Source organism: Neorhizobium alkalisoli, from assembly GCF_007829835.1.
Taxonomy (GTDB): domain Bacteria; phylum Pseudomonadota; class Alphaproteobacteria; order Rhizobiales; family Rhizobiaceae; genus Neorhizobium.
In genome coordinates this window covers 162,418-176,665 of sequence record NZ_VIWP01000006.1, presented here as the reverse complement: position 1 = coordinate 176,665, position 14,248 = coordinate 162,418, and the positions used below count along the sequence as shown (strand labels likewise).

Genomic DNA, 14,248 nt, shown 5'->3' with positions numbered 1-14,248 from the left:
CCTTTCGGCCGCCTTTTTTGTTTCTGCTCCCTGCATCGCCTGTCTCAGGAATGCCGCCCGCTCATTCCACCCGAGGCGACAGTGGGTGCGACCTTGTCCGGTTCGCGCCCCATGATCCTGCCGACGATGATCACCAGCAGGCCGGCGGCGGCAAGGCAGGCCGCGAGGAAGAACATCGGCAGGAAATTGCTGCCCGTCGCATCCTTGATCCAGGGCACGACATTCTGGGCGACAAAGCCGCCGAGATTGCCGACCGAGTTGATCGCCGCAAGCCCCGCCGCAGCGCCGGCACCTTTCAGGAAGCGTGACGGCAGGCTCCAGAACACCGGCTGGCCCGCAAAAATGCCGGCAGCGGCAATGCACAGGAAAGCGAACTGCAGGATCGGCGAGCCGACCAGAACCGAGAGGCAAAGGCAGGCCGCACCGATAAAAGCAGGCGCGACGATATAGGGTGTCTTGTTCTCGGTACGATCGGCCGCAGCAGGAACCGCCCAGAGCGCGATCGCCACGATCAGCCAGGGAATGACGTTGATGAAGCCGTTGACGGTGTTCGAAACGCCGAACCCCTTGACGATGGTCGGTAGCCAGTAGCTGAGACCATAGGCGGCAAGCGGGAAACCCACATAACAAAGCGCCATCAACAGCACACGCGGATTGACCAGTGCCTTGAAGCCGTTATCCGCCTGCTTTTCCATGCCGGCATTTTCTTTCGCGAGCCGGTCGGCCAGCCAGCGCTTTTCCTCGTCGGACAGGAACTTTGCCTTTTCCGGCGTGTCATCGAGATAGAAGATCGTCACGATGCCCGCAATGACGGCCGGAATGCCGGTTGCCATGAAGACCCATTCCCAGCCGGCAAGCCCGAGCAGGCCGTCGAGATCGAGAAGCGACCCGCCGATCGGAGCCCCCACCGCATTCGCCAGCGCACTGAAAATCATGAACAGGCCGACCATGCGGCCGCGATAATCCTTCGGGAACCACAAAGTCAGCAGATAGAGCACGCCGGGAAAGAAGCCGGCCTCCGCCAAGCCGAGCAGGAAGCGCAGGATGTAGAACATCGTCGCGTTCTGGGTGAAGGCGAGCGCGATCGTCACCAGGCCCCAGGAAATCATGATGCGCGCAAACCAGCGGCTGGCACCGAACCTTTCGAGAAACAGATTGCTCGGCACTTCGAAGATGAAATAGCCGATAAAGAAAAGCGAAGCCCCGAGACCGAACGCGTATTCGCTCATGTGGAGCGCATCGACCATCTGCAGCTTGGCGAAAGAGACGTTCTGTCGATCGATATACGCAATCAAGTAAAGAAGCCCGAGAAACGGCATCAGCCGCCAGGTAATCTTTGAAATCAAACGGCTTTCTGAAACCATGGTAGTCCTCCTGACCAGTCGTCCCCCGGATGCTTTGGGGGTACCGGTCGCTCCGTATCCTTCAAAAGGATCTAGGCCGGGCCAAGGTGACGACAAGTGCAGGATGCCGATCCTGTGAGCGATCAACTTTCGCGCTTATCCATAGATAAAATCTATCGGATTTCACAAAACTATCTATTTCCTTTATTGCGCTGCGGTGATTATGTTGCGCCGCGAAAGCCCCTCCCGCTTTTGTCCCAAAAAACAGGATTACCAATGGCTGTTATCAACACCGCGATTAAGCCCTTCAAGGCGCAGGCCTTCAAGCAGGGCAAATTCATCGAAGTCACCGAGGCCGATGTTGCCGGCAAGTGGGCTGTCTTCTTCTTTTACCCGGCCGATTTCACCTTCGTCTGCCCGACCGAGCTCGGCGACGTTGCCGACCATTACGCTGAACTGCAGCGCCTCGGCGTCGAAGTCTACTCGGTTTCCACTGACACGCATTTCACCCACAAGGCCTGGCACGATTCGTCGGAAACGATCGGCAAGATCGAATACACGATGATCGGCGACCCGACCGGCACGATCACCCGCAATTTCGACGTCATGCGCGAAGCTGAAGGCCTGGCCGACCGCGGCACCTTCATCGTCGACCCGGATGGCATCATCCAGGCCATGGAAATCACTGCCGAAGGCATCGGCCGCAACGCTGCCGACCTGCTGCGCAAGTTGAAGGCTGCCCAGTACGTGCGCTCGCATCCGGGCGAAGTGTGCCCGGCCAAGTGGGAAGAAGGCGAAGAAACGCTTGCTCCTTCGCTGAGCCTCGTCGGCAAGATCTGAGCCTAAAAGCTCTGTCGGTCCGGCACCGCGCCGGACCGACCATTTCCTGATCGTCAATTTTTAGCGCGCCGCCTTTTCCTATCAGGCCTGTCGCATGAAACGGAGCTTTCCAATGCTTGATGCTAATCTCAAAACCCAGCTCAAGGCCTATCTCGAAAAGGTGGTTCGCCCGATCGAGATCACCGCTTCCGTCAACGACACGCCAAAATCCCGCGAGATGGCGGAACTACTGTCCGAGATCGCAGCGCTCTCCGACAAGATCACCGTGACGGAACATGCAGGCGGCGACCGCGCCCCGGCCTTCGCGCTGACCAGCCCCGGCCACGACATCCATCTGAAATTCGCCGGCATTCCGCTCGGCCATGAATTCACTTCGCTGGTCCTCGCCCTGCTGCAGGTCGGTGGTCATCCGCCGCGCGTCGAGCAGGCGATCATCGACCAGATCAAGGATATCGAGGGCGAATTCCGCTTCGAGACCTATTTCTCGCTGAGCTGCCAGAATTGCCCCGACGTCGTGCAGGCGCTGAACCTGATGGCCGTGCTCAACCCGAACATCCACCACGTCGCAATCGACGGCGCCCTCTTCCCGAAGGAAGTCGAGGCGCGTCAGGTCATGTCTGTGCCGACCGTCTATCTGAACGGCGAAGTTTTTGGTCAGGGCCGCATGGAAGCGGAGCAGATCCTTGCCAAGATCGACACGGGTGCCACGGCCCGCGCGGCGGAAAAGATCAAGACCAAGGCACCGTTCGAGGTTCTGGTCGTTGGCGGTGGCCCGGCCGGCGCTGCGGCTGCCGTCTACGCTGCCCGCAAGGGCATCCGCACCGGTGTCGCGGCCGAACGTTTCGGCGGCCAGGTGCTGGACACGATGGCGATCGAAAACTTCATCTCCGTGCCGCATACCGAAGGCCCGCAGTTCGCGACGGCGCTTGAGCAGCACGTCAAGCAGTATGAAGTCGACATCATGAACCTGCAGACGGCCGAGCGCCTGACGCAGCATGGCGATCATTTCGAAATTGCTCTCGCCAGCGGCGCGACGCTGAAGTCGAAAACCGTGATCCTGTCGACCGGCGCCCGCTGGCGGCAGATGGGCGTTCCCGGCGAGGAACAGTACCGCAACAAGGGTGTCGCCTATTGCCCGCATTGCGATGGTCCGCTGTTCAAGGGCAAGCGCGTGGCCGTCATCGGCGGCGGCAATTCCGGCGTTGAGGCTGCGATCGATCTGGCCGGCATCGCCCAGCATGTGACGCTGATCGAATTCGACGCAAAGCTGCGCGCCGACGATGTTCTCCAGCGCAAGCTCAAAAGCCTGCCGAACGTCACCATCCTCACCTCGGCCAAGACGACCGAAGTCAAGGGCGACGGTTCCAAGGTGAACGGCCTCGTTTACGAAAGCCGCGTCACCGGCGAGATCCACACGATTGCGCTCGAAGGCATTTTCGTCCAGATCGGCCTTCTGCCGAACACCGAATGGCTGAAGGGCACGATCGAACTTTCGCCGCGCGGCGAAATCATCGTCGACCAGCACGGCCAGACTTCGCTGCCGGGCGTCTTTGCCGCTGGCGACTGCACGACGACGCCTTACAAGCAGATCGTCATTGCGCTCGGCGAAGGTGCCAAGGCCTCGCTCGCCGCCTTCGATCACCTGATCCGCAGCTCGGCTCCGGCCGAAGTCGAGGTCAAGGCGGCCTGAGCGGCCGCCTTCATCCAACAGGACAGGCATGACGCTCCGCGAACTCGAATATCTGGTGGCACTGGCAAAGTACCGCCATTTCGGACGGGCCGCGGAGGCATGCCTGATCAGCCAGCCGACCCTGTCGGCGCAGATCAAGAAGCTGGAAGCCGAGCTCGGCGTCCAGCTGATCGAACGTGATGCCCGCGGCGCCATCCTGACCGCCTTCGGCAAGAAGACGGCCGAGCGGGCGAAACGTATTCTGGCCGAAGTCGAACACATCAAGGACGCCGCCCAGGAAAGCCGCAACCCGGAAAGCGGCGCCCTTCGGCTCGGCATTTTCCCGACGCTCGGCCCCTATCTTCTGCCCTTCGTCATGCCGAGAATTGCCGAGCGTTTCAAAAGCCTGCAGACCCTGCTGATCGAGGAAAAGAGCGACGGCCTGATCGACCGCCTGCGCGACGGCGAGATCGACGCCGCCATCCTTGCCCTGCCGGTCGCCGACGACCAGCTCGTCAGCGACTTCCTGTTCGAGGAAGCATTTCTGCTTGCCGTGCCACGCAACCACCGGCTCAACCGGCAGGAAACGATCGCCACATCGGAACTTCTAGGCGAAGAGCTGATGCTGCTGGAGGAAGGCCATTGCCTGCGCGACCAGGCGCTGGAAGTCTGCACCCTGTCCGGCGCCTTCGAACGCCCGACGTTTCGCGGCACCAGCCTGGAGACACTGCGGCACATGGTGGCATCCGGCATCGGTGTCACGCTTCTGCCGAAACTCGCGACGCTCGCGCCCTCGACTGCCGTCGACACACTCGGCCTCGTTCGTTTCGAAGCCTCGCCTGCCCCGAGCCGCCGCATCGCGCTTGTCTGGCGCAAAAGCTCGGCGCGCGAAAACCTGTTTCGCGATCTCGCCGCCGTCATCCGCGATGTCATCGCCCCGATGCTGGAAGACGTCGCCATCGCGGCGGAATGAAAGCCGGAAAGCTATTTCTCCATCGGCCAACCCCGTAAGAATTCGGTGCTTGTCATTCTCGCCGATTTCGTGAGGATCGGGCCATAATCGATATGGGGGACAACCAGATGATCATCCGCCGCACACTTCTCGCCGGCCTCGCCGCGCTCAGCCTTCTGCCCGCCGTCGGCCTTGCCGCTGAACTGCCGGATCTCAAGGGCCGCAAGGTCGTCGTCGTCACGGAAAATGCCTATCCGCCGCTGCAATTCGTCGACCCCAAGTCGGGCCAGGCGATCGGCTGGGAATATGACGCGATCAACGAAATCGCCAAGCGGCTGAATTTCAAGGTCGAATACCAGAACACCAGCTGGGACGCGATGATCCAGGCGGTTTCCGACGGCCAGTACGACATCGGCATGACCGGCATCACCATCAAGGACGACCGCAAGGAGAAGGTCGATTTCTCCGATCCCTATATGCGCTCCGAACAGTTCATGCTGGTCCGCGGCGATGAAAAGCGGTTTAGCGATGCCAAGAGCTTTGCCGCGGTCAAGGATGCCCTCGTTGGCGCCCAGCCCGGCACGACGCCTTTCTATACCGCCGCCTACGAAGTGCTGGACGGCAACGAACAGAACCCGCGCATCAAACTGTTCGAGACCTTTGGCGCCACGGTACAGGCGTTGAAGACCGGTGATGTCGATACGGTCCTGACCGATGGCACGGCCGGCAAGGGTTATGTCGATTCTTCCAATGGCGGCCTGAAACTCGTCGGCGGCCCGCTCGGCACGGAAGATTTCGGCTTCATCTTCAAGAAGGGCTCCGATCTCGTCGCCCCGGTCAATGCCGCAATCGCTGCCCTGAAGGCCGACGGCACGCTCGACGCGCTGACCAAAAAATGGTTCGCCGATTACAAGATGGGCCAATAACCCAAGGTGCAGGGCAAACCCGAGGCAGACGAGAAACACGCGCCGTCAAAGGGCCGCAGGATGACAGCTGACCATCAGGATTTCCCCTGGTGGCTGGTGGTTTTTGCCCTGCTCGCCCTGACGCTGGCAGCGGTTATCGCCGTCAACGATCTCTACACCCAGGTCTTTCTGGTTGTCGTGAAGGGCATCGGCGTCACGATCGGCGTGACGCTTGCCGCCTTCACCCTGGCAACTGCGCTCGGACTTCTGATCGCGCTTGCCGGCCTTTCCGGCAATATCGTGCTGAGACAGGTGGCGCGCTTTTACGTCGAGCTGATCCGCGGCATCCCGATCCTCGTCCTGCTCTTCTACATCGCCTTTGTCGGCGCACCCGGCCTTGTGGCCCTGTGGAACTGGGCGCTCTCGCCGCTGATCGAAAACGGCTGGCTTTCGGCGCTGCAGGTGCGCGACGTTTCGCTGCTCTGGCGGGCGGTGATCGCGCTGACGATCGGTTACGCCGCCTTCATCGCCGAAATTTTTCGCGCCGGCTTCCAGTCGGTCGATGAGGGACAGATCGAGGCGGCCAAGGCGCTCGGCCTGCACCGCTTCCAGCGCTTTCGCCTCGTCGTCCTGCCACAGGCGATGCGCACGATCCTGCCGCCGCTCTCCAACGACTTCGTCTCGATGGTGAAGGACTCTTCGCTCGTCTCGGTCCTCGGCGTGATGGATATCACCCAGGCGGCAAAGATCTATGCCGCCGGTTCCTTCCGCTTTTTCGAGACCTATTCGATCACGGCCTATATCTATCTTCTCTTGACGATCAGCCTGTCGCTTGCGCTGCGCCGTGTCGAACAGGCACTGCGCAAGCGGTCCGAGCGCTGAAGATAGGCATCAGTAGACTTCCGGCACGTGCATTTCCGGCGGAACCGGGTGCCGGGTGTAGTCGGAATGACGGACGCGTTCCGGCAGTTCGATTGCTTCCTTCGGCACGTTTTCGTAAGGCACCTGCTTCAGCAGATGGTCGATCATGTTGAGGCGCGCGCGCTTCTTGTCGACCGCATGCACGACCCACCACGGCGCTTCCGGAATATGCGTCCGCTGCAGCATCTCTTCCTTGGCCTTGGTATATTCTTCCCAATGGACGCGGCTCTGCAGGTCCATCGGCGACAGCTTCCACTGTTTCAGCGGATCGTGGATACGCATCTTGAAGCGGAATTCCTGCTCCTCGTCGGTGATCGAGAACCAGTATTTCAGGAGAATGATGCCGGAGCGCACCAGCATGCGCTCGAATTCCGGCACGTCGCGGAAGAACTCTTCCACCTGTTCCGGCGTAGCAAAGCCCATGACGCGCTCGACGCCGGCGCGGTTGTACCAGGAACGGTCGAACATCACCATTTCGCCGGCGGTCGGCAGATGCGGCACATAGCGCTGGAAATACCACTGGTTCCGCTCGCGCTCGGTCGGCGCCGGCAGCGCCACGACGCGGGCGACACGAGGGTTGAGACGCTGGGTGACGCGCTTGATCGCACCACCCTTGCCGGCCGAGTCACGGCCTTCGAACAGGATGACGACCTTCAGCTTCTTGTACTGGACCCAATCCTGCAGTCGCACCAGCTCATGCTGGAGGCGAAACAGCTCGCGGAAATAAACGCGGCGTTCCAGCGTCACTTCCGCCGGCTCGGACATGCCCTCGGCGACCAGCTCGTCCAGCCGATCTTCCTCCATCTGCATTTCCAGCTCTTCGTCGAAACTGTCGGCGATTTCGTTCTTGATGCGGTTGAGCTGTTCTTCGATGGGTTCGGACATGGTTGGGCTCCCTTTTCTTGAGGCTCAGATCAAGCATGTTTGCGCGAAGGCTTTATGACAAAGAGACGACAGATGTGTGCCCATCTGCACATTGCCGATTTGATCGGCAAATGCTATATGAACGCCCATGGGATCGAAATTCGGATGCCTCGCGAAACAGATTGTCGTGCTGCAGGACCACAAGCGTCTGCCGGCACGCTTTTTCGCGCGCGTATCCGGAGCGCTTAGCAGCCGACTTAGCTGACCGGGCCGACATGCCCGGCGCGGCGTCCAACGCCGCTCATAATCTTTGTTCCCATATTCCCTGTTCAAATGGATGGCAGCCATGAGCGCACCCCGTACCCTGTATGACAAGATCTGGGACGACCACGTCGTCTCCACTGATGAGAACGGCATCTGTCTTCTCTATATCGACCGCCACCTGGTTCACGAAGTGACGTCGCCGCAGGCTTTCGAAGGCCTGCGCCTGGCCGGCCGCAAGGTGCGCGCGCCTGAAAAGACGCTGGCTGTCGTTGACCATAACGTTCCGACCTCGCCGGATCGCCATCTCGGCATCAAGAACGAGGAAAGCCGCATCCAGGTCGAGACGCTGGCCGAGAACGCCAAGGATTTCGGCCTCGAATATTATAACGAGAGCGACGTTCGCCAGGGCATCGTCCATATCGTCGGTCCCGAACAGGGCTTTACCCTGCCCGGCATGACGATCGTCTGCGGCGACAGCCACACCTCGACCCATGGCGCCTTCGGTTCGCTGGCGCATGGCATCGGCACGTCCGAGGTCGAGCATGTTCTGGCCACCCAGACGCTGCCGCAGAAAAAGGCCAAGAACATGCTGGTGCGTGTCGATGGCAAGCTGCCGGAAGGCGTGACCGGCAAGGACGTCATTCTGGCGATCATCGGCGAGATCGGCACGGCCGGCGGTACCGGCCATGTCATCGAGTTCGCCGGCGAGGCAATCCGGTCGCTGTCGATGGAAGGCCGCATGACCGTCTGCAACATGACGATCGAAGGCGGCGCCCGCGCCGGCCTGATCGCGCCGGACGAAACCACCTTCGCCTATATCAAGGACAAGCCGCGCGCCCCCAAGGGCAAGGCCTGGGATATGGCGGTCGAATACTGGAAGACGCTGTTCACGGAAGAAGGCGCTCATTACGACAAGGTCGTCGTGCTCGACGCCGCCAACCTGCCGCCGATCGTCTCCTGGGGCTCTTCGCCGGAAGACGTCACGACCATCGAAGGCACCGTGCCGAACCCGGACGACATCAAGGACGACAACAAGCGTTCCTCGAAATGGCGTGCGCTCGATTATATGGGCCTGAAGCCGGGCACGAAGATGACCGACATCGCGATCGACCGCGTCTTCATCGGCTCCTGCACCAATGGCCGTATCGAGGATCTGCGCGCCGCCGCCAAGATGATCGAAGGCAAGAAGGTCGCCTCGACCGTCAACGCCATGGTCGTTCCGGGCTCCGGCATCGTCAAGGAAATGGCGGAGGCAGAAGGTCTGGACAAGATCTTCAAGGATGCCGGTTTCGACTGGCGCGAGCCGGGCTGCTCCATGTGCCTTGCCATGAACGACGACCGCCTGAACCCTTACGAGCGCTGCGCCTCGACCTCGAACCGCAATTTCGAGGGCCGCCAGGGCCACAAGGGCCGCACGCATCTGGTCTCGCCGGCCATGGCCGCAGCGGCGGCGGTTGCCGGGCACTTCGTCGATATCCGCGAGTGGAAGTAAGCTTCTGAGCTCATCGATCGCGGTAGCCCCTCATCCGGCTACCGCTTGAGTCTGATTGCCCCTCATCCGCCCTGCCGGGCACCTTCTCCCCGTTCTGACGGGGAGAAGGACATTTGCCGCACTCTCCATGCCCAAAGCGGGGCAAGTCCCCTCGCCCCGTTTACGGGGAGAGGGTTAGGGTGAGGGGCATATCGCCAACCTCTCCTACCCTAAAACCTTCACCACCATCCCCGGCCGCATCACCCGCAGCAGCCTCTGCATATCCCGCAGGCTGACCGCCACGCATCCCGCCGTCGGCTGATATCCCGGCTTGATCAGGTGAAAGAAGATCGCTGATCCGCCATATCTCTTTCTGGATGAAATATTCCAATCCAGCACGAGGCAGATGTCGTAGAGCCCGTCCGCTCGCATCATCTCCTCATGGCTCGGACGAAACGGCGCCTTGACCAGGCGGTTATAGGCCGGATGCCGCGGCTCGTCGCACCAGAGCATGTCCTTGCCGATCCGCCGCATCGGCAGCCGCGTCGGCGGCAGCGAGACACGTTCGCCGCGCACGAAGCCGGAGAGGATGCGCATCGGCGCGATCGGCGTCGCACCGTCCCCTTCCCGCTTGAACGGGGTAGTTCCCGATCGCCCGATCGCAGCCGGTACGGTGATGCCACCGAGAGAGACGAGTGCCCGTTTTCGATCCCTGGGCGCGCTCCTGACGGTCAGAACTGACACTTTTCTGTGCTTCTGATCGCGAAAAGGCTGCATTTTCCTCACATCATTTTGCTTTGAATATGAATTCATTTGAATTCATATCACGTAACGACTTAGATCGAAGAGCCCGCAGACAATCCTGCGGACCCAGAAAAGGCAAGAAAACGCATGGCGCGAACGATACTGCTGGTGGATGACGACGACGACCTGCGCGAGACGCTCGTGGAGCAGCTGGGTTTCTACGAAGAATTCTCCATCATGCAGGAAGCCAATGCCGCCAAGGCGATGGCAACTGCCAAGGCGGCCCAGATCGACCTTCTGATCATGGATGTCGGCCTGCCGGACATGGATGGCCGCGAGGCGGTCAAACTCCTGCGCAAGAACGGCTTCAAGGCGCCGATCATCATGTTGACCGGCCATGACACCGATTCCGACACGATTTTGGGCCTCGAAGCCGGCGCCAACGACTATGTGACGAAGCCTTTCCGCTTCGCCGTTCTGCTTGCCCGTATCCGCGCCCAGCTGCGCCAGTACGAGCAGAGCGAGGACGCGACCTTCACTGTCGGTCCCTATCTGTTCAAGCCGAGCCAGAAGCTGCTGACGACCGACGACGGCAAGAAGATACGCCTCACCGAAAAGGAAGCGGCGATCATCCGGTATCTCTACCGCGCCGGCCAGAAGGTCGTGACGCGCGACGTGCTTCTCGAGGAAGTCTGGGGCTACAATTCCGGCGTCACCACCCACACGCTGGAAACCCATGTCTACCGCCTGCGTCAGAAGATCGAGCGGGATCCGTCCAATGCCGAGATCCTTGTGACCGAAAACGGCGGCTACAAGATCGTCCCCTGAACACGGCAACTGATATACGACGATGGCACTGACCGATGATATCCGGCTCCTCTCGCAGGTGCCGCTCTTCAGGGAACTGGACGCCGATCAGCTGCGGCTGATCGCGTTCGGCGCTGAGCGGCGCTCGACGGCAGCCGGCCAGGAACTGTTCCGTCAGCAGTCACCGGCAGAATCCGCCTTCATCGTCGCCAAGGGTCGTTTCGACCTCTATTCCACCGACCGCACCGGCAAGTCGCAGATCGAAAAGACCGTCGGCCCCGGCACGCTGTTGTCGGAGCTCGCACTGGTGACCATGGTCGAGCGCAAGTTCACGGCGCTTGCCGCGGAGGATGCGGAAACGCTCAGGATCGGCCGCCCGCTGTTCCAGCGCCTGCTGGAAGAATATCCGCAGGTCGGCCGGATCATCGAAGCCCGCATTCGGGACAATATCGCCGGCCTCGCCAAGGCGGCGCTCGCGATGCAATCGCGCTTCAACTGAGTTTTTCAGGCGGACGGGCGATTATCTCCAACACTTCCAATGCGTTCAAAGAAAAGGCCCGTGCGGATTTCTCCGGACGGGCCTTTCAACGTCAAACGCTCTTATAACGCTCAGACCTGCTGCGGTGATACCTCAGGCGCAGGCAGCGCCTTTTCGTCTTCGTCGGTGACGATGCCGCTTGCCTTGAGCAGCGACGTGAAACGGCCACCCTTGTGGCTGAGTTCGTCATAGCTGCCCATTTCGGAAATCCGGCCGTTTTCGAGGAAGATCACCTTGTTGGCGTCGCGGATGGTCGACAGGCGGTGCGCGATGATGAATGTCGTGCGGTCCTGGCGCAGCTTGTCGATCGCCGCCTTGACGCGTGCTTCGGTCTCGACATCGAGCGCGCTGGTCGCCTCGTCGAGCACGAGGATCGGCGCGTTCTTGAGGATGGCGCGGGCAATCGCGATACGCTGGCGTTCGCCGCCGGACAGACGGTTGCCACGCTCACCGACTGCCGTCTGGTAACCGTTCAGCCGGTCCTCGATGAATTCCGCGGCAGCAGCCGCTTCCGCCGCCCGCGACACTTCCTCGTCGGTGGCGCCTTCGCGGCCGAGACGGATGTTTTCGCTGATCGAGCGGTTGAGCAGGCCGGCATCCTGGAAGACGGTGGCGATCGAGTGGCGCAGCGACTTGCGGGTCACCGTCGAAATATCCGTGCCGTCGACGAGGATCTTGCCTTCCTGCGGATCGTAGACACGCTGCAGGAGGTTGATGAGCGTCGTCTTGCCGGCACCGGTCGGGCCGACGATGGCAACCGTCTCGCCGGCCTTTGCGGTAAACGAGACGTGGTGCACACCCTGGCTGGTATTGGCGAAACCGAAGGACACGTCGCGGAATTCCACCTGGCCACTGACGGCACCGAGTTCCTTCGCATCGGCCGGCTCGGTGCGTTCTTCAACCGAGTCCTCAAGGATGAAGAAGTCCTCGAGCTTGGCGCGCGCCTCAAAAATCTGGGTGGAGAACTGGCGCAGAAGATCGAGGCGGCCGATCAACAGGTTGGCGAAGCCGATAAAGGCGACCACGTCACCGACGCGGATCTGGCCCTGCTGCACCAGCATCGTGCCGATGACGAGAATGACGCCCATGGAAACGGTCGAGGCGGTGCGGTTGAGAGCGCCGGCAAGCGCCCACCAGTCGAGAACCGGATACTGGGCCGCAAGCAGGTCCTTGGTATAGTCCTTGAGCGCCAGCGTCTCGGCCTCGATGCGATTGTAGCTATGCAGCACCGAGACGTTGCTGATGCTATCGCTCACATGCGAGAACACCGTGTGATAATGGTTCTCGACGGAAGCCTGGCCTTCCTTGGTCCGGTTCATGACCGTGACGCCGATGATCCAGTAGACGATGCTGAGCACGAGCAGCACGATCGAGAGCCGCCAGTCCATCGAGATCGCGGTCGGCACGAGAAGCACGATCGCGACGGCCGTCGCCAGATGCGTGCGCATGAATTCCAGCCAGAGGGTGAACAGGCTTTCGGCAGCGCGCAGCAGGGTATGCAGCGCATTCGACGTGCCGCGCTGGTGATGCCAGGCAAGCGGCATGGAAATGATGCGGCCAAAAGCTTCCGTCAGAAGCGAGGCGCGGCGGCCATGCGCCAGCCGGTCGGCCTCGCGGGCGACGAGAACATAGGCGATCGTGTTGAAGACGCCAAAACCTGCCCAGGCGAGAAGCCAGTTGGTGACGTTGCCACCCGATGACATGGCATCTATGATCCGGCCGAAAAGAACCGGCTCCGCAATGGTGATGACAGCAAGAATAATGTTGGCGACGACGACGGCGCCAACGCGCCAGCGATTTTTCGCCAGATATTTCAGAGCCCGGGCGTAAATCTGGAATAGCGTCAACGCGGGCAACCCCCTTTGATGGAACGCATGAAACGACAGGCGGAAAGCCTTATCGACAAGAACGGCAAATCCGAGACGGAAATCGCATGAACATTTCTTTGCCAGAAATGTTCCGGCAAGGGCAAGGCCCCGCATTTGCCGCAGGATCAAACACGGCAAGTACTTTTTTGAAACGTCAATACCTAGATTTCGCCATGTACGCCGAGCGAATGATGGTTATGCTAATCGATTATAGAAGAGCATTTGAGCAAAACCCAAATGTAAAATATGCCTGTCGCCAAGGCGGGCTAGGGGAAAAATTTGAACATCCAGTTGATTGTACAGCTTCTGGTTCTGGTCGGGGAGGCGAGAACGGAAGAAGATGTTACCGCCAATCTTGAATCACTGCTGAAAGCCTACGGTTTCTCATTCTATTCCGTCATGCTGCGCAAACGCCACCAGGAGCCGGATAACAGCATGATTGCGGGACGCTGGCCGGAAGGCTGGATGGACGTCTACAAGGCCCGCAAATATGTCCTGATCGATCCGACCGTCCGGATGCTGGGAATGGCGCAAAGGCCGTTTCGCTGGCGTGAGGCTTTGCAGGCCTTTCAGGGCGATCCGCATCGCCAGCGCATGGAACGGATGATGCAGGAAGCCGCGCGGCATGGGCTGGACGACGGTTACCTGTTTCCGGTGCATGGCCGCAACGGCGTGCTGGGAAGCGTGACGATCAGCGGCCGGCCGGTCGATCTCTCGCCGAGCGAATGTGCACTGTTCGATGCAGCGGCCAAGCGCGTCTTTTGGCGTTATCTGGAATTGCGCGGCGAAGCGGAGGCGCTCGAACAGACCGCCAAGCTCGATACTCAGCTGACACGACGGGAGATGGAAGTCATCGGTCTTCTCGCCGATGGCCTGACCTCGAACGAGATCGCCCGCACGCTCGACATTTCCAGCCACACCGTCGACTGGTACATCAACGGCCTGCAGGAAAAGCTCAGCGCCAAGAACCGCCAGCACGTTGTCGCCATGGCCTTCCGGCTCGGCCTCGTCACCTGAAGCAGCATATCCTTCCCGGGCCTTTTTATCGCAAGGTCTCCCTCA

General features: G+C 60.7%; 13 protein-coding genes. 9 read left to right on the top strand and 4 right to left on the bottom strand.

All coding sequences use genetic code 11. From position 1 onward, the window contains the following. Window positions 1–44: 44 nt before the first annotated feature. Window positions 45–1,364 (bottom strand): MFS transporter, encoded by a 1,320-nt coding sequence (locus tag FHW37_RS22460; RefSeq protein WP_145640439.1) that lies wholly within the window; start codon window positions 1,362–1,364, stop codon window positions 45–47. A 255-nt stretch (window positions 1,365–1,619) separates the two neighbouring features. Between FHW37_RS22460 and ahpC the strand changes: the two genes are divergently transcribed. The 5 genes from ahpC (at window position 1,620) to FHW37_RS22435 (ending at window position 6,591) form a co-directional block, all read left to right on the top strand. Then, window positions 1,620–2,183: an alkyl hydroperoxide reductase subunit C gene (gene ahpC / locus FHW37_RS22455; protein ID WP_145640438.1), complete on the top strand. Its 564-nt coding sequence runs from the start codon at window positions 1,620–1,622 to the stop codon at window positions 2,181–2,183. Window positions 2,184–2,295: 112 nt separating this feature from the next. Next, on the top strand, window positions 2,296–3,873 hold the full coding sequence (gene ahpF / locus FHW37_RS22450; RefSeq protein WP_145640436.1) for an alkyl hydroperoxide reductase subunit F: 1,578 nt from the start codon (window positions 2,296–2,298) through the stop codon (window positions 3,871–3,873). A 28-nt stretch (window positions 3,874–3,901) separates the two neighbouring features. Next, a complete protein-coding gene (locus tag FHW37_RS22445; RefSeq protein ID WP_145640434.1) occupies window positions 3,902–4,825 on the top strand; it encodes a LysR substrate-binding domain-containing protein in 924 nt (307 codons plus the stop codon). Window positions 4,826–4,932: 107 nt separating this feature from the next. Continuing rightward, a complete protein-coding gene (locus tag FHW37_RS22440; RefSeq protein ID WP_145640432.1) occupies window positions 4,933–5,730 on the top strand; it encodes a basic amino acid ABC transporter substrate-binding protein in 798 nt (265 codons plus the stop codon). A gap of 60 nt (window positions 5,731–5,790) precedes the next feature. Beyond that, window positions 5,791–6,591, top strand: a complete 801-nt coding sequence (locus tag FHW37_RS22435) for an amino acid ABC transporter permease (RefSeq protein WP_145640430.1) — start codon at window positions 5,791–5,793, stop codon at window positions 6,589–6,591. A 9-nt stretch (window positions 6,592–6,600) separates the two neighbouring features. On the opposite strand, the gene ppk2 is transcribed toward FHW37_RS22435, so the two are convergent. Beyond that, window positions 6,601–7,515: a polyphosphate kinase 2 gene (gene ppk2 / locus FHW37_RS22430; protein ID WP_145640428.1), complete on the bottom strand. Its 915-nt coding sequence runs from the start codon at window positions 7,513–7,515 to the stop codon at window positions 6,601–6,603. Window positions 7,516–7,840: 325 nt separating this feature from the next. On the opposite strand from ppk2, the gene leuC reads away from it, so the two are divergent. Next, window positions 7,841–9,250 (top strand): 3-isopropylmalate dehydratase large subunit, encoded by a 1,410-nt coding sequence (gene leuC / locus FHW37_RS22420; protein WP_145640424.1) that lies wholly within the window; start codon window positions 7,841–7,843, stop codon window positions 9,248–9,250. Between the two features lie 204 nt (window positions 9,251–9,454). Here leuC and FHW37_RS22415 read toward each other — a convergent pair whose 3' ends face one another. After that, a complete protein-coding gene (locus tag FHW37_RS22415) occupies window positions 9,455–10,006 on the bottom strand; it encodes a L,D-transpeptidase family protein (RefSeq protein WP_145640422.1) in 552 nt (183 codons plus the stop codon). Between the two features lie 114 nt (window positions 10,007–10,120). On the opposite strand from FHW37_RS22415, the gene FHW37_RS22410 reads away from it, so the two are divergent. Beyond that, a complete protein-coding gene (locus FHW37_RS22410) occupies window positions 10,121–10,801 on the top strand; it encodes a response regulator transcription factor (RefSeq protein WP_145640420.1) in 681 nt (226 codons plus the stop codon). Between the two features lie 22 nt (window positions 10,802–10,823). After that, complete coding sequence (locus tag FHW37_RS22405) at window positions 10,824–11,279, top strand: cyclic nucleotide-binding domain-containing protein (protein ID WP_145640418.1); 456 nt, start codon at window positions 10,824–10,826, stop codon at window positions 11,277–11,279. Between the two features lie 110 nt (window positions 11,280–11,389). On the opposite strand, the gene FHW37_RS22400 is transcribed toward FHW37_RS22405, so the two are convergent. After that, on the bottom strand, window positions 11,390–13,165 hold the full coding sequence (locus FHW37_RS22400) for a glucan ABC transporter ATP-binding protein/ permease (RefSeq protein WP_145640416.1): 1,776 nt from the start codon (window positions 13,163–13,165) through the stop codon (window positions 11,390–11,392). 300 nt (window positions 13,166–13,465) lie between these two features. Here FHW37_RS22400 and FHW37_RS22395 point away from each other — a divergent pair, with 300 nt between their 5' ends. After that, window positions 13,466–14,203, top strand: a complete 738-nt coding sequence (locus tag FHW37_RS22395; protein WP_145640414.1) for a LuxR family transcriptional regulator — start codon at window positions 13,466–13,468, stop codon at window positions 14,201–14,203. Window positions 14,204–14,248: the final 45 nt, after the last annotated feature.

Excerpts from the sequence above, each read along its gene's own strand:
- leuC (WP_145640424.1), top strand. The coding sequence starts at position 7,841 with ATGAGCGCACCCCGTACCCTGTATGACAAGATCTGGGACGACCACGTC.
- FHW37_RS22435 (WP_145640430.1), top strand. The coding sequence starts at position 5,791 with ATGACAGCTGACCATCAGGATTTCCCCTGGTGGCTGGTGGTTTTTGCC.
- FHW37_RS22440 (WP_145640432.1), top strand. The coding sequence starts at position 4,933 with ATGATCATCCGCCGCACACTTCTCGCCGGCCTCGCCGCGCTCAGCCTT.
- FHW37_RS22415 (WP_145640422.1), bottom strand. The coding sequence starts at position 10,006 with ATGCAGCCTTTTCGCGATCAGAAGCACAGAAAAGTGTCAGTTCTGACC.
- FHW37_RS22405 (WP_145640418.1), top strand. The coding sequence starts at position 10,824 with ATGGCACTGACCGATGATATCCGGCTCCTCTCGCAGGTGCCGCTCTTC.
- FHW37_RS22460 (WP_145640439.1), bottom strand. The coding sequence starts at position 1,364 with ATGGTTTCAGAAAGCCGTTTGATTTCAAAGATTACCTGGCGGCTGATG.
- ahpC (WP_145640438.1), top strand. The coding sequence starts at position 1,620 with ATGGCTGTTATCAACACCGCGATTAAGCCCTTCAAGGCGCAGGCCTTC.
- ahpF (WP_145640436.1), top strand. The coding sequence starts at position 2,296 with ATGCTTGATGCTAATCTCAAAACCCAGCTCAAGGCCTATCTCGAAAAG.
- ppk2 (WP_145640428.1), bottom strand. The coding sequence starts at position 7,515 with ATGTCCGAACCCATCGAAGAACAGCTCAACCGCATCAAGAACGAAATC.
- FHW37_RS22445 (WP_145640434.1), top strand. The coding sequence starts at position 3,902 with ATGACGCTCCGCGAACTCGAATATCTGGTGGCACTGGCAAAGTACCGC.
- FHW37_RS22410 (WP_145640420.1), top strand. The coding sequence starts at position 10,121 with ATGGCGCGAACGATACTGCTGGTGGATGACGACGACGACCTGCGCGAG.